An 18,847-nucleotide genomic window follows, 5' to 3' on the forward strand; every position below is an offset into this window, starting at 1 on the left:
AATATCCGTATGCAAGTACAATTTTATTTTGGTTGTTTTCATTTACCTTAATTAATAAGTCATCTAAACTAGATAGAAATTTTTCTGCTAATTCCTTAGAAATCTCTTTACAAATAATACAAAATTCATCTCCGCCAATGCGATATGTCTTACCAATACTAATAAAGTTTTCATTAATTACTTTTGCAGCATCTAAAATCATTTGATCCCCAGCTTTATGTCCGTATACATCATTAATTTTCTTTAAGTTGTTTATATCAATGACAAAAATTGTTGCATTTTTGTTTCCTTTATCATATGAATCCATTTCTTTTTGAAATGCTGTACGATTTTTAACTCCAGTTTGTATATCATATGAAAACTGTATCTCGCACAAAAAAATATAATATAGCAACAAAGATACAGCTGTGCTTCCCCAAATTAACAATATATCTCTAAATAAAATTTGGGTGATAATCCCAAATAAAGGCACAAGAAAGATAGAAGCAAAGACTTTTTTGTCATTTTTTTCATATTTATCACAATGCTTTATTATTGTTATTAACATAAACACATAATAAATTATACCAATAATTGCTGGCAGTAAAAACAAATCTCCTCGTGAGTATTGATTTTGAGCATCCACAAGAAAAATCCAACCTGATTTATAACTTACAATGCAAATAAAAGCATTAACATATAACGGTATGCCCAATACTCTAGTATAAAAGCTAAATTTTATATTGTTCTTTGCAAAAAGCAAAAGGATAAAGGGCACTAACGGGCACAAAGAAAAACCAATGATGTTTGCTATCCGATGAGGTATCACAAGAGCAGTGTTGCTTGAACGTTCCATAAAAATAGTAGCTATTTCTGCCAATAGTAAAACAAGTGTAGTGACTGCCGCATAAATGTAGACTTTGTTATTATAATTACTAAAAACAAAATTACGATTGGCCAAATAAATTGTAAAGCAAAGTGCAATAATTGCAAGAACATACATACTGACATACGGCATCATTTGGTATTACCTCATTCCTTATGAAGTATTTTAAACAATTCAGTATAGCATAAAACTAAGAAGTATTCAATTCCCAAACATAACAAAACACAACACAAGATAACCACAACTAAATAACATTCCTTACGTGTCCCCATTCGTGTTTTCTTATATTCTTTCTCAGTACTCTCTTTTTTAATTTTAAAATTCATGTTATAAGTAGCTTAATAATGTGTATATATATAGGAGTAAAGCTTAGTTGTTTTAATATATGAAAACATAATGAATATACAGAATATGGAGTTTCACAATGAACTAATTAATATGTACTTTAAGGAGGAAATATAATGAGAAGGTTATTTAGTACAGTAAGTTTTTATGGAATTTTTGGCCTTTTATTAGGAGTTTTTTATCGTGAGTACACGAAAATGGCTGGTTTTGAAGGAGTAACAGCTTTAGGAAAGCTTCATACTCATGCACTTGCACTAGGGTTTCTATTTTTTCTTATTTTAGTAGTGCTTGAAAAGAATTTTTCAATTTCTAAGAGAAAATATTTTAAGATATTTTATCCTATATACAATATAGGTTTGCTAGGACTTCTAGGAACTCTTACATTTAGAGGCATACTTGATATTAATGGAGCTACCATGAATGGACTCAATCATATAGCAGGTACCTTCCACTTCATTTTAGGAATTGGATTTATACTTTTCCTAATGAATTTTAATCAGGCTTTAAAAAGTGAATATAATTAAGATAATCCCGGTGGCACCGGGATTTTTACTTTTAAATATCAAAATAATATGAGTCGAGTAAATAAGTCTGTTCATATTTTACAGCCATTTTTCTAAGGCTATTTTTAATCGAAGTAACTGTAGCCTTCCCTTGCTGATAATTTTTAACCTTTTTTATGAAACTCTCCTTTTCTTTTTCCGATGCAATATCTTTAAAATATCCCCAAACGTGTTGTAGAGCATTGATAGAATTGCCAATCTTTTCTGGTTTCTGTAAAGCATTTTCTATAATATTATAAAAATAAGTTACGGGATAACTGCTTTTATCTTTAAGTAAACTTCTTATTTCTAAATAGTCTGAAGGTGATTTTTCTAAAACAGTATATTTATACTTGCTCCACTCTAATTCAAGTGCTTTTATGCCTCTATTAGATGTACAATTAATACATTTAATAGCAGACAGGTTTTTATCTTTAACTTCAAGCATTATATCAATATCTTTTCTTTCTATGGTTTCGTAAAAGTCAATAAATTCATTGATTCGTATTGTATTGGAATGAGAACCAGGTTTCTTCAAAGGCTCTTGCTGAGAATAGTGAACTTTTTGCTCTCCATCCTTTTGTCGCCATGTCTTTTTACATTCATTTATCCAATAAGTATCACTCATTTGTTTGTTGCAAGGATTAATTTCATTATGTAAATTGTCAAAAACAACAGGTGTGTTCAGTAGCGTCCCTATTTCTAATACATCTGCTATATTATATAATCTATCATCATTCTCCAACACAATACGTTGTTTTACTGTATCATCTAGTTCCTTAAAATGTGAGACAAATCGCTTAATAGCTAGCTGTTTGTCATTATAAATTCCACCAATATGTAACACAATTTTATGCTCAGTGCCTACTTCCAAGCTGTCTAATACTCTTGTATGATAAATTAAATCATCTATTGCCCTCTCTACCACCTCTGAATTTGGAGAATTTAGTACTGTATACTGTCCTGGATGCATAGAAACCCTCATGTCACTACGCTTTATCTTTTCGCCAATCCTTTGCAGTTGAGAGAAAAATAATTCTTGCCATGGAATAACATTTATAGGACTTGAGCCAAAAGGAATTAAATCAGAGCTAATCCTAAAAAGCTTTATGTTATTACTAATGTTATAGTCAATGATATTTTCAAGCGATTTCAAATTATGAGTGATTAAATCCTTGAGTCTCGCTTCACTTACATTTTTAAGAATGCAATTTTTAAAATTTGTATCTGGCACACCAACTACTAAACATGCATATCCGATGTTCATAAAAGGCCTCCTTGTTTGAAAATCTTTTCTTTTTCCCTGTACAAAGTGACAACTATCCTACCATATAGGTCAATATTAGAAATGGCTCTAGTTATTAGGTTACTACGTTTTCTTTATCTAGTTTAGAAGTATTTTTATGCATTATATTATACCATAGCTGTTGGCTACAGAGTAACTTTTGGTTGGTGTAAGCATCAATCTAATGTATTAAAAGAGAAGCCAGCATTTCAAGCTAGCTTCTCTTTCTATTAATTAATCTTCTTCAACATTCTATTCAAATAGTCCAAGTATAAAAATACCTATCATAACAATAGCGATAACTATATATTGCTTGTATGTTAGGTTCTCCTTTAGAAACATCCTTCCAAGGATAACAGAAACTATACTGTAAGAGGCAATCATCGGTGCAACAACAACAGAATTGGTATCAAGTGCATAGACATAGAAAAACTGCCCAGCAGTCTCGAATATTGCAGCCAAAGCCTTGTCTTTTTCCTGAAGAATCTTAAATTTCTCCTTCTTGACTACTACTATATAGATTAGCGCCACAATTCCACAGATAAAAAAGGTAAGCTCGTAGGAAATCAATGCTTCTTCTGGACTCATAAGATTACTGAGATAGACATCATCAAGAAAAGTTCCTAGTGCATCTACTGCTGCATAAAGTATGGGAAATATAAGCGCTAAAGCCCCTAGCTTATATTTCCTGTCTATGGAAACCTTGTTCTGTTTTTTCTCTTCTTCAGCTAAATTTCTTTGAATGATAGCAATAGCAATAAGACCAAATGTAATCATTGATACTGCAACTAGCTGCCATATGCTCATAGTCTTACCTAGAACTATAAAGGCAAGTATTCCAGCTATGGCACCTGAAGTATTGCTTAAAGGTGAATTGATAGAGACCTCAAGATATCGAAGACCTACATACCCTAAAACCATGGACAAGATATACATGGATGAAACTGGCAAGTACTTTATTATATTGATAAAATCAAATTGCCAATCCATCTTTCTCAGTTCAAACATGGCCTGTATTCCCATGACCAAGGCAACCATAATAACTATTCTCAAATGACTGTGTTTATCTTTAGGGTCAGTTCCTTTCTTATAGAAAAGGTCAGCTATTCCCCAGCATAGTATTGTTATTACTGCAGATATATACCATGAAAAAAACATATCTTACCTCCTCAAAGCCAAATTATTAATCTAGTAGTATTATTGTAGATTTCTTTCCCTTCACTGTCAATAAAAGAATCATCTCTAAATATAATTCATAAGATATTATAAAGCTTATGAAATGCAGAAGTTGACGAAAAAACTACACTTACTAATACTAAAAAACATGCTTAGTGTTGTCAACACTAAGCACCATTATTTTCTATACTTCTTACCATTTTTTATAACAAATCACCACCTAGATATAATATTCTTTAGGTGGTGATTTTTAAATTACTTCTTTTTTATCTACACATAAGGTATCGTAAATATTCTAAATCTTTAGAACATCACTTATGGAATTATCCTAAACATCTTCATTCCAATTAACATAATAGCCATATCAGCTAAAATATGCACTATCCAAGAGTTAAAAAATTCTTTGGTTTAGTTTTAATAAAATTAAATATAAATCCCCTAAAAAAGATTTCTTCCAAAAACGAATTACCAAAAGTAATGTATAATGATACATAAATAAAATTAACAGGAGTAATCCTAGGCTTTTTTTTTTGAAGAATTAGATGGTAGAACCTTCAGCTATTTTTTAGCTGAATAGTTCTCAGAATTCTTACTTCTATCTTAATTTGCTTATTCAATTATATTAATCATATCCATACTCATTAAACCTGATTTTATTGCTATCTTCCTTAAAAAGGTGTTATACATAAATGGTGATTTGAAATGTTTCCACTTCATGTTAAGACGTAGTCTATTGGTATTTCGGTAATATTCAGCAATAATATTATCAGGACGTTGTTGTATTGCATTTGCTAGAGCATATGCGCTTCGAAATGAATAACTCAAACCTTCAGCTGAACTAGGACTAATCCAGCCAGCAGCTTCTCCAATTAATGCAATATTTGTTTTGCCAAGATAAATCTGATTCAGTTTTTCAGGCCTCGATAAATAAGCACCGTTTCTCTTTACACATGGCCCAAACTCAAATCCCCTCAAAATAAGCTTTTTCTTTAATGCCATGAATCTTTCATATGGTTTATTCTTTGGCATAACTGCTGTACCCAAAACAAGTAGATCATCCTTTGGAATTGTCCATGAATAAAAATCAGTAATATCATCATCAAAAATCGCAGAAAAATATGGTAAATTGTTATCCATCTTATAATATTCTTGAATTGATATATAAGTCTTGGATTTTGGTAAATCCAATGAAATCTTTCTTCTTACAGTTGAAAAGGCCCCATCCGCGCCTACTAAAATTTTTGTATAAATAGTACGTTCTTTTCCTTGTTGAGTATATTGCACCTTAATATTATCATTAACTGTTTCAAAGCCCTTAAAGATTGCCTCACAAATTACTATAACTTCAGGCGGAATAAGTGAAACTAACCATTTATCAAATTTCTCCCGATCAACATTTATGTAGTGACGTTGATAATACTGTTCAATATTGTTCTGAATATCCATAGTTCTCACCGTAAATAGTTGAGGCCCATTTAATATATTTCGAGGAATACCCAAACCAAACCTCCCTAACATTTGCTGTGCATCCGGAGCAAGTAATCCTCCACAACATTTTTCAAAATTGCTTTTAGAATTCATATCAAGCAGTTGCCTTTTATCGATAATTAATATTTTATATTTTTTACCAAGCAATCTAGCTAAACTCGCTCCAGATGGTCCAGCACCAACAATCACGATATCGTACATTAGAATTTTGCCTCCTAATCAGATATTACTTTTCTATTTTCATCACTTTTGTATTCTAAAATATCTCCAGGCTGACATTCTAAAGCTTTACAAATCGCCTCTAAAGTTGAGAATCGAATCGCTTTTGCCTTTCCATTTTTTAATATAGAAATATTAGCCATCGTTATTCCAACCCTCTCAGAAAGTTCTGTGACGCTCATTTTCCTTTTAGCCAGCATCACATCAATATTGATTATAATTGCCATTTTATTCACCTCATATCGTTAAGTCATTGTCATTTTTTATTTCTATGGCATCTTTTAAAAGCTTTTGAAGAACAGCTGAAAAGGTTGCAATTACACTTGAGGCAAAAATAAAGATAATGGGAAACCCTACTAAACCTGGAGCATCATCTACTTCCGCTATGGGATATAGAAATGGTATGAGTCCTACATATATAATACTGATTGTGATTGCACAGTATTTTATATACTTTAATGCTTTTACAGATAATTCTGAGAAAGCTATGTTTTTGTCAATATAGCTTAAAAGCTTTAAAGCCTGATATAGGGCAAAGAAAAATGATATTGCCGTTGCATAAACACCGATTAAAACGAGATAATGGAAATAACCTGCAAATGAAGGCAACCAAAATATACACAAAACAAGAATCGGAATTCCAATAAGAATAACAACAGTCTTTAAAAAGAGTGTTTCTCGTTTCATTAAAAACACCTCACATATTTATAATTGATTCTATATTAGCATAAAATTTATTGTTTAACAATATTTTTTTATTCTTTTTTATTATATGTTTATTGTTATTGAAGAACACTTATAATTTTAAAAAGAGATAAAAAGCATTCCTTTTAAACAAAAATTCCCCCAAACTTAATAGTCTAAGGGAACATAAAACACACCTACATATTTACTTAAAACGCCGCTCAAAATATCAAGGGTAAATATCAAGGGGACGGTTCTTCCTTGTTATATTTATAATTATCCTATTAAGCTCCCCTGCATTATTCATACTTTGACAGAAAGCTTTCAACCTTATCACAGTATTCCTGATTATGATCTAGCCACATCTCACAGTGTTCGCTATCATCTACAGTCCAAATTCCTTTATCATTTCCTGTGATAGCATCATATATATCCTTTCCCATAAAATATGGTGTCATTGAATCAGCCTTACTATTGATAATCAGCACAGGGGTTTTTACATCATTCATTGCATTGGCTACATCAGCGTCCTCATAGGTAAAACCTAATTTTAGTTTGTTTATAACATTTCCACACCATGTCATATAGGACACCGGTATACCAACATTCATGTTTCTCATTTCTTCTTCTACCATCCATTTCATGCTACTTACTGGACAGTCCAAAATTAGAAAATCAACCTTCTCATCCATACTTTCATACCCTAATGCCAGCCCTGCGGTTGCTCCTCCGTAAGAAGCGCCCCATATTCCAATTTTCTTTCCTAGAGCTTGCTCTTCAATATAATTCACCCAATCAATAAGATCATATTTCTCTCTATATCCGAAGGTTGTATACCTGGCGGTATTTTCGTTTGTACTCCGCTGATCATAAGTAATAACGTTGTACCCTTTTTTTAGGAAAAACTCAGCTAGTGGATAATTAGAATACCGATTATCCCCTAAGCCATGAACCAATATAACGGTTTGATAATCTTTGCTATTTTGTGATTCTATGGTATAGATATAATCCGCAGGTATAATGTGTTTATCAAAAGAAGAAGTGATTTCTAACTCTTCCACCTTATATGTGTTGCAAAATCTTTCATAATTCATACCGTATTTTGTCAAGAAAGTTTCAGAAACCCCCTTTGTTTCCTCGTTAGTCACAAGCTGAGTTGAACCTGCAAATACCTGTAAACCTACAAAGCTGGATACTGCTGTGAATAAAACTATCAATACTGCTGCAACAACTGTCAGCATTACCTTTGCTCTTTTTTTCATGTATTTCACCTTCTACTTTATTATATTATTTTCTATACTTCTTTAAAGCGAAAAATGCTAAAATTATTATAATAATATATACAACTGCAAAAGCAAAACTGCTAAAAATGTCAGTTGGATACGGAGCAATAACTTTGCTAATAATAAATGTAACTATCAAGGAAATCGGCATAAACAATCCTATGATGAGATTAAGCCAATTAATAATAAAAGGTGCCTTGGATCGAGAGATGAGTTTGCCTATAAAGTAAGCCGTGACACCAACTACTTGAATTATCATTGAACCCCATATGCTTTCCGCTGATTGTTCTGTATACCAACTGCTAAAAGCCGCTAAAAGTCCAATTGCTAAAAATGTTGTTGATGCAATATACAATATTTGGCTAGTATTATAATTTTTGTTCTCTAATTGTTGTGGCTCCTCAATCCCCTTTAGAAGATAATCTGTTGTAACATCAAAGTACTCACTCATAATAATTACTTTATCTAAATCCGGTGTACTTTGTCCACCTTCCCATTTAGATACGGCCTGGCGAGAGACACCTACCTTATCAGCAAGTTCCTCTTGGGAAATACCTCTCATCTTTCTTAAACTCTGTATTCTGTTCCCTATGTTCATAACAACACTCCTTTATTTTTGATAGTGTCATAATAACATTATTGCCGGTTGCATAGCTACCAAACACATTTGGTTTCTTGTCAACTGGCAGTTGCAAATCTAGCTTTCGCTGCTTTTAGGTTAAAAAAGAATATACGCATCATGCTCAGGTTGTTTTTTATTACAACGCACACAAATACCCTTTTTCCACTTATGACCAAACAAATTACACATTAAGGACAAAACAACCCCTCCTGACTGTGAATGAAGCTAACTACAAATTTCCTTATACTATTGCTGATTTGATGAAGTTCCTGCATTGTTAATAATATCTTATATGCGTTTCCAACTTTAGTCAATTTACAATAAGAAAAGCCATCAACAAAGAGAATGTATCTCCTGATTGACGGTCAGTCACCAAGGTTATGTTCACACAGAAAATTAAAGACAGGATTCCAACTGCAAGATTGGCAATGAAAATAGACAATGCGTAATGCAATATAAAAGTAGAAGTTTTTTTTAACAAAATCATAGTTTTCCCCCTTGAAATTAACTAAATTCTACTTGATTCATAATAGTCTAATTATACACATAATATTATATTATTTATATACCAATCTACAAACCTATAATCCCATCTTTTCAACTCTACTTTCCCCAATTTTCTTCTGTTACCGTTTGAAACCGCGACTTTTTATGCGATACCCCAAGCCCGTTTTCAGAGTGAAAAGTGGTGAGTTAATTAATTTTATCTGTCAGTCAAACGAATGATCTGACAATTGGCTGTTACCCTGTCTAATAAAGTCTAGCAAAGATGTCTGTCTTCTACTGAATCTACCTATTCAGATACTTCACGATTGGTAATAAGAATAATGCTTCTAGTCTCATTAAGAAAAGTAATTGCTCGATAAAAAGCCTGCAGCTCTGCACGAGTTGGTTCTACATAAAATACATCATCAACCATAGATTTTCCTCCTTATTTCCTTGTCCCTTGTCAAATGGTTGAAATACTGCTTATTCGGTAAAAACTTATTCTATCCATTTTGCTCCCTAAAAGCTTTCATATAGCGGTAGAAAGTAGCTCGTTTGACTTGTAAATCGTGAAAAGCTTCCATCAATCTGAGATAGATATTTGTATCCCGGATCTGTGAGCATAATTTCAACTGTTCCAGTATGTACTGGTGATAATTATCCATATGTTATTTTTCTTATTCTGCTTCTTTAGCATAATCTCCTTTGCTCATATTCTAGTATTTACAAACAAAGGTGTAGGTGATTCCCAATGCTTTTTTGGGGTAGCTACGGAAGGTGCCTGAAAAAACACTAGTTTAACTTCACTATCTAGGCAAACTTGTAGCTCATTGTATCCTTATTCATCATTAAATTTGCTTAGTATAATCTTATGCCACAAGTTCCGCAAAAACGCGCACCGGAAACGATACGGCTACCACATTTGGCACAGAAGTTAGCTTGTTTTTCTGCGTTGATTTTTAAAGGTAAATTCTCTGTGTGATTCAGAGGAAGAAAAAGCCACTCTATGGTTTCTCCATTTTCAGAGAAACCAATAGCGCCAGCAGGAGATACCATATAGAAGCTATCCTCATCGGTTGGATTTTCCTCATCATGTATCTGAGCCGTTCCTTGTAACCCTTCGATGTTATACGATTCATCTGACATAGCAAAACACCAGCTATCACAACGTGTGGAGGCGACTCTTGCCGCCTCGGAAAGACTTGCATATCTTGTATTATCCATAAAAACACCTCCATTTTTATGTTTACTTAAATAATAAGTTGTTGCACCGTTTACAGCGGTCATTTTGAATGGGATTCATCATACGGCAGACATTGCAGTAGATAATCCTATCTTTGGATTTATCGTATTTTTCATATGTATCAAATGTGGGATGATATCGCACCCTGTCGCCTACAGCCAAATAGTCGTACATATCCCGCTGGCTGTCCCTTTCAATGAGCTTCTTTTCTTTCCCCGTATCCATGCGAATTACTGTTGTATATTCCGTATAGGTGCTATAGGTATCGGATTCATCATTCGTCCGATTATGATGGTGACGCTCCTTGCTGAATTTGTTGGTGACGACGCCCTCCCACATGGGCTGTTTGGCTCTGCGCAAGCCGAACAAATTGACGATTAACATCATCAGGGCGATACCAACACCAATGACAACCGATTCTCCAAACGGGAAATCATCCATGAGTAGTCCAGCGATAGGGAAACCGACAAGTGGCACAAAAACCAATATCCACATACAACCGATGGAACTTTTTCGGTTCTTTCGCGCAGCCTCAAGTATATCCGGACTGTTGTATCTCTCTGAAAATCCAACAAGATCTGCGCGTTGCGTATCGCCGTTATCCTGTTGCGCTTTCGCGCCGCAGTTCGAGCAAAAGGCCGCGCCTACCTTCAACTTGTCACCACAGTTTTGACAAAACATATCCAAATCCCTCCTTATATTACTTTTTTGAGCCATAGCTACCTTTTTTGCTGCTTTCTTCTTCTTTTTTAGGCTACCGGTAACGAGAAGGAACAAAAACAGGCAACCGATAGGAGTAAATAGATGGTAAAGTAGCCCTGCAGTTCACCGTAAAATAATAACCCTTGGAAATGGTGCGGGAACGGCTTTCTCCCGCTCTCCTATCATCCAATCGGCTGTCATAGCCACTCTGCCCTTTTCAACGTCATCGAGGGTCTTATACAGCTCCAGGTCCATGGGGAAGCCCGCCTTGGAATGAGCCAGGAGGGTGAACTTGATAGTGCCGCCGCCCTTATCGTCGAGCTTGCCGGTCCAGGCTTTTTCATCAGCTCCTGCGGCGAGTGGAGCTAACCGGGCGTAACAGCCGGCCCATTGCGGCTTATCACCATCCTCGGTTTCTTCGGTGATTATAAGGGCGTATGGGGTGTTGAGCAGCCGGGTCAGGTCCTTCAGCTCTTTTTCCCGCTGGCTCAAGCCGTCAAAATAGATATCCCGGCTGATGGTCTTGAATACTACCTGCAAATAGTCGTACAGCGCCTCTTTGTGCAGGTTGGAGATGTTGGCTCGGTCGCTTGAGTTAGGCCAGGGGGCTTTAGCCATCTTAGCATTCTTACCCTCGATTTCGTTCCAGGTATCGTCGACGGTTCCCGCCACTTCCCAGTATTCCTGGACATAGCGGTCAATCTCGGCGTTCATCAGCTCCAGGGACTTCTGCGGATTGGACTGGTTCTCTTTATATATCTTTTTGAAGATTTTCAGCCAGTCCTGACTGGTGCGGCTGACGGTGTCGCGCTGGTAATAGGCGTCGTACATATTTTTGGTGCTTTCATATCTGGTCTGCATGGCAAAGGTGCTGACATCGGTCAAGGCTATCTCGATTACCCCTACTCCCAGATAGGCGAACTGGATGGAGGAGGTGGCGAAGTTGATGGCGGAGTTTAAGGTCGCCTTCATCGCGCTTACAGCAGTTTGCTTGCTGGTGAGGCCGTTGGTATAGGCGTCATAGGGTATGGTCAGCTCAATCACGCCTCCCGGTTGGCCGGAGGAGAGCTCGACATTATAAGCGTAAATTTCAACATCGCTGTCGGAGGAGGAGGGCTTGACCTTTTCGATGGTTACTTCCTCACCGCCGGTCAGCAGACCGATATTCTAGATGGCGTTAGCATCAGACGGTACGCCGTCATAAACTACATCCTCCGTGTACCAAAGAATGTCCGCTAAGTCAGGGCGTTCCTCCGTGGAGAGGTTCTCTAGTGCGGGGGCAGAGGTATCCTCGTCCGGCTCCACCGTACCGATTGGCGCGGTCTGCTCCGCTCTCGGCTCGGGCACATCACTACCCACCGTTGCTTTCAGATTAGGCGGTATGGTCAGAATGCCGATCACAAGCATCAACACATTTGCTGTGATAAGTATTGCGGGCAAGATTTTATTGCCTCTGCCCGTAGATGGTATGTTGTCTCTCATAGATATGCCTCCAATTTATTTAATCCGATTACTATGCCTGTTTTCTCATGTTGGCCGACATATCTCGTGCTTTGGGTTTTTTTACCTTTGACAGGTCATCGCGCCCCACTCTTTATCATTGTGATCCCGCATGGAGGCGCTGAACGATGTTCCGTCAGCGGAGAATACAAATTTTGCTCCCGCAATATTTGCTTCGCCTGTCGACCATCGCACAAAATAGCTGCCGTTGATATAGGTGCTCGCGGTTTCATCATTTGAGCAGACGATTTTATAGTAAGAGCCGTCGCCAAAATCCTTTTCAAATGTGACTACAGTTGTCACACCAATATCCTTACCTGTTTCTGCAACATTAAGTACACCTGTGAAGGTTCCTGAATAGTCAACCTTTTCCGCCTGCGTTTTTATGGTGAAGGTTTTTTCGGTGCTTTTAAACGGTTTTAGCTTTGTGCTCGCCGCAATCTTACCCTCCTCCCAATCTTTTTGCGTTTTATAGAATTCCAGCTTCATCGGGAATCCTGCTGTTTCGTGGGCAAGCAGAGTAAATTTCAGCTGCCCGTTTGATTTATCATCCAGCTTGATTGTCCATGCTTTTGCGGTAACCTTATCGGAAAGCGGTGCCAATTTGACATAGCAGTTTGCCCATTTGGGCTCTTTGCCCTCTATCTCCTGTTCCTTCATCGTGATGGTGTATATCGTGTTGAACTGCGTGGCGAGCTGTTTATACTCCTTTTCCCGCTGACTGAGAGCATCAAAATACATATCACGACTCAGAGAACGAAACACAGCCTGAAGGTATTCATAGATCTCGGCTTTGTAATTGTTTGATATTTTTTCACGGTCGCTCTCCGACGGCCACGGATACTTGGACAGACTGCCGTTTTTATCAAAGGCGTCTATCCATGAATCCCAGTCGCTTTCTGCTACAACCCAATACTCTTTGACATAGCTGTCAATCTCGCCCTGCATTTTATTGAGAGCTGTCTGCGGGGCAGACTGATTGTCCTTGTATATCTTTTTGAATAAAGTGTACCAATCCTTGATCCGGCGAGCATTTTCAGGTCTTGCGTAGTAAGCGTTGTACATATTCTTTGTGCTTTCGTACTTTGTGTCGATGGCAAAATTCATCACATCTGTAAGCGCAATGTCGATCACGCCGACTCCGACATATGCTACCTGAAATGAATCTAGGAGGTATTTTTGAGACGACGCCAGATTCAATCCCAGGTTCAATACGGTTTTCATACCGCTGATTGACGTTTCCTTGCTTGTCAGTCCGTTGCTGTATGCGTCATATGCGAACTGCGTACAGGACGTTGCGATGCCTAAGGCTGTCAATGCGTCTCCAAACGGTTCGCTGATCAGGTCGTCATACGCACCTCCAAGCGTTAAGAGCGTGGGGATATTTGTTTCGGCGAACATCGGAAGCGAGTTGTTTGCATTAATAAACGATGCTACAACATCCTCCTGCCACGACGCACCCTGCGCGGCATAGGTATTGAGCAGCCCCTCCGCCTTCTTCGTTGTCATGTAAGCTGAGTAGGCATTGACATCGGAAATGTATTCGCTGCGCTTTCCTGTATTCCTGATCTTAAACACGCTATAGGTGGAGAGATGGTCGGTGAGAATATGCACCTTGTTGGCTTCGGCGTCCACTGTATAAAAGACGTCCTCCCACTGACCGGTCTGCTCGTTGAGATATTTACCGCAGACCGAAAGCAGCTCCTCATCGGCATCAAGCCCCGCATCGTCATAAGGTATGGTCAGTTCGACAGCTCCCTCCGGCTGACCGGAGGACAGCTTAAAATCGTAGGCGTAGATATCCACGTCGTTGTCAACGGGACTGGGCATCACCTTTTGTATGGTGAGTTCCTCACCAGCCTCCAGCAGACAGTCAAAGTCAATCGCCGCACCGTCCTCCGAAGCTAATGCGGTCTGTCCGTCCTCCACCTTGAAGGTTTCGGCTTTCTGTGCACCGGAGGGTTTTGCCTGATTGCCTTTTCCACAGCCGGAAAGCCCTGGTATCAAGGATAGCAACATGACGGCTGCAAGCAGAAGGGATAATATTTTTCGTTTCATAATGCTATCTCCTTTCGCACGCTTAGTCTACCGTAAGCTTAAAATTAACGGTATCGTACATTACGTTGTATTTCATGACGATTTCTTTTTCGTCCGGCTTTAATTGGAACACCGTCCAGCCGCTATTCGTTTCGCCAGGGTCGAGCGCTTCCTCAAAATACATTCCGTCGGTATTAAAATTCCATACATCACTGTTGCGCGACTCGTCCGATAACTCGGCGTCGTACTCTCCATCGCGGACGATGCAGAGCAGAGGATCCTTCGCAAACTTTATTTCATCAGAGACATTTTTTACAGTGGCATAAACTTTGACATAGACGAACCCCTCCGCATATTTCTGGAAAATGCTCATATCATCAACGATTTCAAGCTGGTCTATTGTAATCTCAATGCCCTCAACCTCGGCTGCTTCACCGATGCCGTAATATTTGTTTTCATCATTTCCTGCATTACCGGTAGAAGTATCGTCCGATTCAGCAGGGGCGAAGCTTTCGGACGGCGCTTTGCCTCCACCACCCCCGCAGGCGGCGAGGGTAAATACTAACGCCAACGATAACAATAAAACAATAAACCGTTTCATCACATTACCTCCTATTCATCTTTTTTGTAAACAATATCGTCTACTTTGCCTGTGACATTTTTTTCAAAGCCAACTTCGCCAAGCTTACCTGCGGTTTCTGCCATCTTATTTATCATACCGTCGCCGCCTACCATATCGCCGTAGGCGTCTCCGACAGCACCGCCGGCTGCGTTGAGGGTTCCCTTTACCGCGCCCTCTATCAATGCGTCGGTCAGATCTCCGCCGTCATTGACAGCCTCTGCAACCTCGCCCGCAACCGTGCCACCGAAAGAGGTGGCTGCCTTGCCGATACCCGCATCCATCATGGTAGTCGCAGCTTCCGTTCCGCCTTTAATTGCGCCCTCTGTAAAGGAGCCCCAGCTTGCGCCTTTTTCCGCCATGGTCGAGCCGATATTTTTAATTCCTTTATAAGTGGCGGACACAGCCTTTCCGCCGGGAACAAGTGCCTCACCAGCAGACATCGTGTAATCGGCCATTTCCACCGTCGCCTCCAAAACATCGACGGCCGTATCTCTGCGCTGCGCGTAATCGTTCATCTTCTGACGGTAATCCTCGTCTCTTTCCATGCGGCGTTCAAGCTCATCTCTGACTTCCTTTTCGCTGGCGCCGCTCATCCCCAGATCGGTGGCGATGCGCTCTATCTTCTCCTTGCGGGTTCGCTCCTGCCGTTCACGCTGCAGATCCTCCTCAAGCTGACGGCTCTCGTCACTGCGCTCCTGATTGCACTGGCGATCCTCGCGGACATTTTTTTCAAACTGCGCTTCATCCTGTCGGATTGTGCTGGCATTGTCCGCACGATGCTCCATCTGTTCGGAAAGCTCCTCGGGGGTATAGGTTACCCCGCTGACGGGGTCGGTATAGGTGCCGTCGCCGTTTTTTACAAAGGTGCGCCTTTGCCCGTTTACAGGGTCGGTCGCTTCAATATCTCCGTCGCCGTCAAAGCGCAGCCATCGGCTCAGACCGCTGTCTGCAGGTGCGGGAGCGGGCGCACCGCCTGTCCCCACGGGTGCAGTCGGGATAACCCCACCCGTATTCCCAAACAGGATGGACAGCAGAATCGCAAGGATGCTGATGGAAATGGTGGCCAACGGGCCAACATGGTCATTATTCCTTGAATTTCCGTTTCCCCATGAAATTCTCAAGAACGTTCCATCTCCCTCATCAATAAATTCCCCTTTTAGTTTTATCTTTTTCTTATTTTCAGCTTTACTTCCTCCAGCGTCTGTATTTTCTGTTGGATAGGGGTCAACAAAGCCAACTGTTTCTATATTAAAAGACCATGTATCCTCATATGAATGTTCAGATGTAGTGCTCCCACCAGCTATATCGTAAAGTGTTTCTTTACGGTCGATCAAAACTTTCAGTCTAAATTCAATATTATGTTCCAAACTTTCATCATTATAGTTTGACTCGAAAGTGCCTCCCTTGGGAGTAATATGAAACTCTTTGGTGTCAGAGTAGTTTTCTGAGACTGAAGGTGACATCACGGTATAGACAATCTCATCTGGCACCGTAAATTCACCCTTAATCCATCTGCTGGCCGGAACACCAAATTTATTTTCTTTTTCTTGATCCATCATATACATAGCTTTTCCCTCAACACGGAATAATGTTATGGAATGATCATCACCCCAACCACGCATATTAGATACAGTTTTTGCAGGAATCTCAAAAGAGAAGCTTCCATCTTCCTGTGAATGAACAGTGATTATTTCCGAATCTAACTCATCCGAATCACTAAAGATATGCTTTGTAATTGTCATAGTTTCTGGCAATGCGATAGGTTCTTCGATTATTTCTTCTGCCATGGCTGCTATGGGAAAAAGTAGCGCACAACAGATAGCCACGAATAAAATCGCGGAGAGTTTCTTTTCTATCTTTTTCATGCCGCAGCCACCTCCTTTTTGCCTTTCGAGACAATGACAAATACCAAAGCAGCAATCAACAGCGCCGTTCCCAGCCACGCACACCACCTAAGTCCCATAGCCGACAGCGCCACGCCAAGAGCAAACCCCAGTGTCATGCCGCTGACGCACCGCGTGACCCCTATGTAGGACGGCGTTCTGCCCTTGGAAAGACTGTTTGCAGCCGAAAAAGCAAGCCCCCATAAAAACCCGCCCTGTCTGCCAAGGTTTTGCAGCAGCATTACAAAGGCGATAATGCCAACTATGCTGTTTTGCAGGGACTGAGTGCTGTTCATAAAAGCGTAAAGCAGCAAAGAAGCGCCTACTCCGCCCAGCAACGGGGCAACAGCGGTTATGCTCTTAACGGCAAGCCCACCGAAAAAGCCCTTGATACCGCCGCCTATCCCCGAAAACGGCGCTTTTTTCTGAAACAGCGGCACAATAGCGGCGTTCAGAAAGGCAGCGACCACCACCTTGCCGAGAATCCCACCCGCTGCGCCGAGGACGCCGCCGAACATCCCGCCCTGTGCAAAGGTAAGGAAGCTGAGAATGCGTACCGGAAGCGGATTGATTCCGAAAGAACCCAGCAACGCAAGCACCAGCCAGACAAGCCCCAACACAACAGTAGGGAGCATCTGTTTGGGATTTTTCATCACAGTCAACGACTGGCGGATATATGCGATGATGAATTTTTCCGCACCCATCGGACTGTGCTGTGGAGCATCATCCGAATCCCGATTTATCGGCGGCTTCTTCTTTGTACTGTTCATTGTTTTCGGAATTTCTTGCTCGGATTTTGCGGCCTCCGGTGGTGTCTCCGTACTTATTTGTGCAGATTCATTGCTTTGAAAATTATTGACTCCGCATTTGGCACAGAATTTCGCGCCCTCATTCAGAGCCGTGCCGCAGCTTGTGCAGAATTTACCCATAATACTCACTCCTTCTTTCATTAATCACTCGCTTTTGGTGCGTTACCATCCGGTGATGTCTGCCGTCACGCCGGTTTCACGAAGCAGCTTTTGTGCGGCATCCAGTACCGCATGCTTTTGAGTCATTCCGTGCAGCAACTCTACCCGCATGGTCTGAGCTGTGTCGCCAAAGGTCAGGTACATCCGTTCCCGGTCAATCTCAATGGCGTTTAACCGTACGCCATATATCCCGTCACAACCCCATTGATAGATCTTACTTCCGATTAAAATACCGAAGGTGGACACCACGGTTTCCTCTGTGTCATTTTTCCCTTTGCCGCTTACCGTGGAGATGAAAGCCGATGGCACCGCAAGGATGCGATTATCCCAGATGAGGGCTGCATCATAAAGCAAACGGCTTTGTCTCACCAGAAATATGAGAGAGGCAACGCTAATGATCCCAAAAGCAAAAGCCGATGTTGCCATGAATTTCGCACCAAACCACATCGCCAAACAAATACTGACTGCGAAAAACAAGGCGTAACAATTGCGTCGTTTGCGGATTAATTTCATTTGCACATGCCTCCTCTATCATAAATTTTAGCTAAAGATGACGAAGAAATCATCGACCTAAAGGATGAAATTACGGAAAAAAGCCTCTCATACTTTAGTATGAGAGGCCAGTTAAACTCAATATTTATGTGGTTTTATTTATCATTCGCCAGTTTGGTTTTTCAGCAGGATGCTGATGAGCTCCGCGCGGCTTCCGACATCGTATTTTGAAAAAATGTTCCTTACATGTGTTTTTACGGTATTCTCACTGATGAACAATGCCCCGGCAATTTCACGATTAGATTTGCCGGAAAGAATCAGCTGCAATACCTCCTGCTCTCGGACAGTCAGCGGATCAAGAGTTTTGATATGCAGGATAATGTCTGTTTGCTGTGACTGGCTCAT

The 18,847-nt window shown here is 39.9% G+C and carries 21 protein-coding genes; 1 reads left to right on the forward strand and 20 read right to left on the reverse strand.

Annotated features, from left to right (window positions below; all coding sequences use genetic code 11):
* Window positions 1-1,000 (reverse strand): GGDEF domain-containing protein (locus ABV008_RS02405; RefSeq protein WP_352418218.1); only part of this gene is annotated, 1,000 nt, incomplete at its 3' end.
* A gap of 326 nt (window positions 1,001-1,326) precedes the next feature.
* On the opposite strand from ABV008_RS02405, the gene ABV008_RS02410 reads away from it, so the two are divergent.
* Complete coding sequence (locus ABV008_RS02410) at window positions 1,327-1,734, forward strand: DUF2871 family protein (RefSeq protein WP_352418219.1); 408 nt, start codon at window positions 1,327-1,329, stop codon at window positions 1,732-1,734.
* A 31-nt stretch (window positions 1,735-1,765) separates the two neighbouring features.
* Here the strand turns inward: ABV008_RS02410 and uvsE are convergent, their stop codons facing one another.
* From uvsE to ABV008_RS02505, 19 genes are all read right to left on the reverse strand, one after another.
* On the reverse strand, window positions 1,766-3,019 hold the full coding sequence (gene uvsE, locus ABV008_RS02415) for a UV DNA damage repair endonuclease UvsE (protein WP_352418220.1): 1,254 nt from the start codon (window positions 3,017-3,019) through the stop codon (window positions 1,766-1,768).
* A 270-nt stretch (window positions 3,020-3,289) separates the two neighbouring features.
* Window positions 3,290-4,195, reverse strand: a complete 906-nt coding sequence (locus ABV008_RS02420; RefSeq protein WP_352418221.1) for an EamA family transporter — start codon at window positions 4,193-4,195, stop codon at window positions 3,290-3,292.
* Between the two features lie 398 nt (window positions 4,196-4,593).
* Complete coding sequence (locus tag ABV008_RS02425; RefSeq protein WP_352418238.1) at window positions 4,594-4,752, reverse strand: CPBP family glutamic-type intramembrane protease; 159 nt, start codon at window positions 4,750-4,752, stop codon at window positions 4,594-4,596.
* A 70-nt stretch (window positions 4,753-4,822) separates the two neighbouring features.
* Window positions 4,823-5,902, reverse strand: coding sequence for an FAD-binding protein (locus ABV008_RS02430; RefSeq protein WP_352418222.1), 1,080 nt, complete (start codon window positions 5,900-5,902; stop codon window positions 4,823-4,825).
* A 14-nt stretch (window positions 5,903-5,916) separates the two neighbouring features.
* On the reverse strand, window positions 5,917-6,147 hold the full coding sequence (locus ABV008_RS02435) for a helix-turn-helix domain-containing protein (RefSeq protein ID WP_352418223.1): 231 nt from the start codon (window positions 6,145-6,147) through the stop codon (window positions 5,917-5,919).
* Between the two features lie 10 nt (window positions 6,148-6,157).
* Window positions 6,158-6,607: a DUF2975 domain-containing protein gene (locus tag ABV008_RS02440; RefSeq protein WP_352418224.1), complete on the reverse strand. Its 450-nt coding sequence runs from the start codon at window positions 6,605-6,607 to the stop codon at window positions 6,158-6,160.
* A gap of 296 nt (window positions 6,608-6,903) precedes the next feature.
* Window positions 6,904-7,866 (reverse strand): alpha/beta hydrolase, encoded by a 963-nt coding sequence (locus tag ABV008_RS02445; protein WP_352418225.1) that lies wholly within the window; start codon window positions 7,864-7,866, stop codon window positions 6,904-6,906.
* Between the two features lie 25 nt (window positions 7,867-7,891).
* Window positions 7,892-8,485, reverse strand: a complete 594-nt coding sequence (locus ABV008_RS02450) for a helix-turn-helix domain-containing protein (protein WP_352418226.1) — start codon at window positions 8,483-8,485, stop codon at window positions 7,892-7,894.
* An 817-nt stretch (window positions 8,486-9,302) separates the two neighbouring features.
* Complete coding sequence (locus tag ABV008_RS02455) at window positions 9,303-9,428, reverse strand: hypothetical protein (protein ID WP_352418227.1); 126 nt, start codon at window positions 9,426-9,428, stop codon at window positions 9,303-9,305.
* A 425-nt stretch (window positions 9,429-9,853) separates the two neighbouring features.
* Complete coding sequence (locus ABV008_RS02460) at window positions 9,854-10,219, reverse strand: zinc-ribbon domain-containing protein (RefSeq protein ID WP_352418228.1); 366 nt, start codon at window positions 10,217-10,219, stop codon at window positions 9,854-9,856.
* A gap of 22 nt (window positions 10,220-10,241) precedes the next feature.
* Complete coding sequence (locus ABV008_RS02465; protein ID WP_352418229.1) at window positions 10,242-10,919, reverse strand: zinc-ribbon domain-containing protein; 678 nt, start codon at window positions 10,917-10,919, stop codon at window positions 10,242-10,244.
* Between the two features lie 144 nt (window positions 10,920-11,063).
* Window positions 11,064-11,984 (reverse strand): hypothetical protein, encoded by a 921-nt coding sequence (locus ABV008_RS02470; protein WP_352418230.1) that lies wholly within the window; start codon window positions 11,982-11,984, stop codon window positions 11,064-11,066.
* Window positions 11,985-12,107: 123 nt separating this feature from the next.
* The gene (locus ABV008_RS02475; RefSeq protein WP_352418231.1) at window positions 12,108-12,422 is read right to left on the reverse strand and encodes a hypothetical protein; all 315 of its coding nucleotides are present in this window, start codon (window positions 12,420-12,422) and stop codon (window positions 12,108-12,110) included.
* Window positions 12,423-12,503: 81 nt separating this feature from the next.
* Entirely contained in the window at window positions 12,504-14,498 is a 1,995-nt protein-coding gene (locus tag ABV008_RS02480) for a hypothetical protein (protein WP_352418232.1), read from the reverse strand.
* Between the two features lie 22 nt (window positions 14,499-14,520).
* Window positions 14,521-15,078 (reverse strand): DUF4352 domain-containing protein, encoded by a 558-nt coding sequence (locus ABV008_RS02485; RefSeq protein WP_352418233.1) that lies wholly within the window; start codon window positions 15,076-15,078, stop codon window positions 14,521-14,523.
* Window positions 15,079-15,089: 11 nt separating this feature from the next.
* On the reverse strand, window positions 15,090-16,964 hold the full coding sequence (locus tag ABV008_RS02490) for a phage tail tape measure protein (RefSeq protein ID WP_352418234.1): 1,875 nt from the start codon (window positions 16,962-16,964) through the stop codon (window positions 15,090-15,092).
* On the reverse strand, window positions 16,961-17,911 hold the full coding sequence (locus ABV008_RS02495; protein ID WP_352418235.1) for a zinc-ribbon domain-containing protein: 951 nt from the start codon (window positions 17,909-17,911) through the stop codon (window positions 16,961-16,963). The genes ABV008_RS02490 and ABV008_RS02495 overlap by 4 nt, the downstream gene beginning before the upstream one ends.
* Before the next feature lie 42 nt (window positions 17,912-17,953).
* The gene (locus ABV008_RS02500) at window positions 17,954-18,463 is read right to left on the reverse strand and encodes a hypothetical protein (protein WP_352418236.1); all 510 of its coding nucleotides are present in this window, start codon (window positions 18,461-18,463) and stop codon (window positions 17,954-17,956) included.
* Between the two features lie 141 nt (window positions 18,464-18,604).
* Window positions 18,605-18,847 (reverse strand): response regulator transcription factor (locus ABV008_RS02505; protein ID WP_352418237.1); only part of this gene is annotated, 243 nt, incomplete at its 5' end.

It is taken from the genome of Proteiniborus sp., assembly GCF_040308045.1.
In the GTDB taxonomy this organism is placed as follows: Bacteria; Bacillota; Clostridia; order Tissierellales; family Proteiniboraceae; genus Proteiniborus.

Excerpts from the sequence above, each read along its gene's own strand:
- ABV008_RS02450 (WP_352418226.1), bottom strand. The coding sequence starts at position 8,485 with ATGAACATAGGGAACAGAATACAGAGTTTAAGAAAGATGAGAGGTATT.
- ABV008_RS02465 (WP_352418229.1), bottom strand. The coding sequence starts at position 10,919 with ATGTTTTGTCAAAACTGTGGTGACAAGTTGAAGGTAGGCGCGGCCTTT.
- ABV008_RS02460 (WP_352418228.1), bottom strand. The coding sequence starts at position 10,219 with ATGGATAATACAAGATATGCAAGTCTTTCCGAGGCGGCAAGAGTCGCC.
- ABV008_RS02480 (WP_352418232.1), bottom strand. The coding sequence starts at position 14,498 with ATGAAACGAAAAATATTATCCCTTCTGCTTGCAGCCGTCATGTTGCTA.
- ABV008_RS02495 (WP_352418235.1), bottom strand. The coding sequence starts at position 17,911 with ATGGGTAAATTCTGCACAAGCTGCGGCACGGCTCTGAATGAGGGCGCG.
- ABV008_RS02500 (WP_352418236.1), bottom strand. The coding sequence starts at position 18,463 with ATGAAATTAATCCGCAAACGACGCAATTGTTACGCCTTGTTTTTCGCA.
- uvsE (WP_352418220.1), bottom strand. The coding sequence starts at position 3,019 with ATGAACATCGGATATGCATGTTTAGTAGTTGGTGTGCCAGATACAAAT.
- ABV008_RS02445 (WP_352418225.1), bottom strand. The coding sequence starts at position 7,866 with ATGAAAAAAAGAGCAAAGGTAATGCTGACAGTTGTTGCAGCAGTATTG.
- ABV008_RS02430 (WP_352418222.1), bottom strand. The coding sequence starts at position 5,902 with ATGTACGATATCGTGATTGTTGGTGCTGGACCATCTGGAGCGAGTTTA.
- ABV008_RS02410 (WP_352418219.1), top strand. The coding sequence starts at position 1,327 with ATGAGAAGGTTATTTAGTACAGTAAGTTTTTATGGAATTTTTGGCCTT.
- ABV008_RS02455 (WP_352418227.1), bottom strand. The coding sequence starts at position 9,428 with ATGGTTGATGATGTATTTTATGTAGAACCAACTCGTGCAGAGCTGCAG.
- ABV008_RS02440 (WP_352418224.1), bottom strand. The coding sequence starts at position 6,607 with ATGAAACGAGAAACACTCTTTTTAAAGACTGTTGTTATTCTTATTGGA.
- ABV008_RS02435 (WP_352418223.1), bottom strand. The coding sequence starts at position 6,147 with ATGGCAATTATAATCAATATTGATGTGATGCTGGCTAAAAGGAAAATG.
- ABV008_RS02490 (WP_352418234.1), bottom strand. The coding sequence starts at position 16,964 with ATGAAAAAGATAGAAAAGAAACTCTCCGCGATTTTATTCGTGGCTATC.
- ABV008_RS02420 (WP_352418221.1), bottom strand. The coding sequence starts at position 4,195 with ATGTTTTTTTCATGGTATATATCTGCAGTAATAACAATACTATGCTGG.
- ABV008_RS02485 (WP_352418233.1), bottom strand. The coding sequence starts at position 15,078 with ATGAAACGGTTTATTGTTTTATTGTTATCGTTGGCGTTAGTATTTACC.
- ABV008_RS02475 (WP_352418231.1), bottom strand. The coding sequence starts at position 12,422 with ATGAGAGACAACATACCATCTACGGGCAGAGGCAATAAAATCTTGCCC.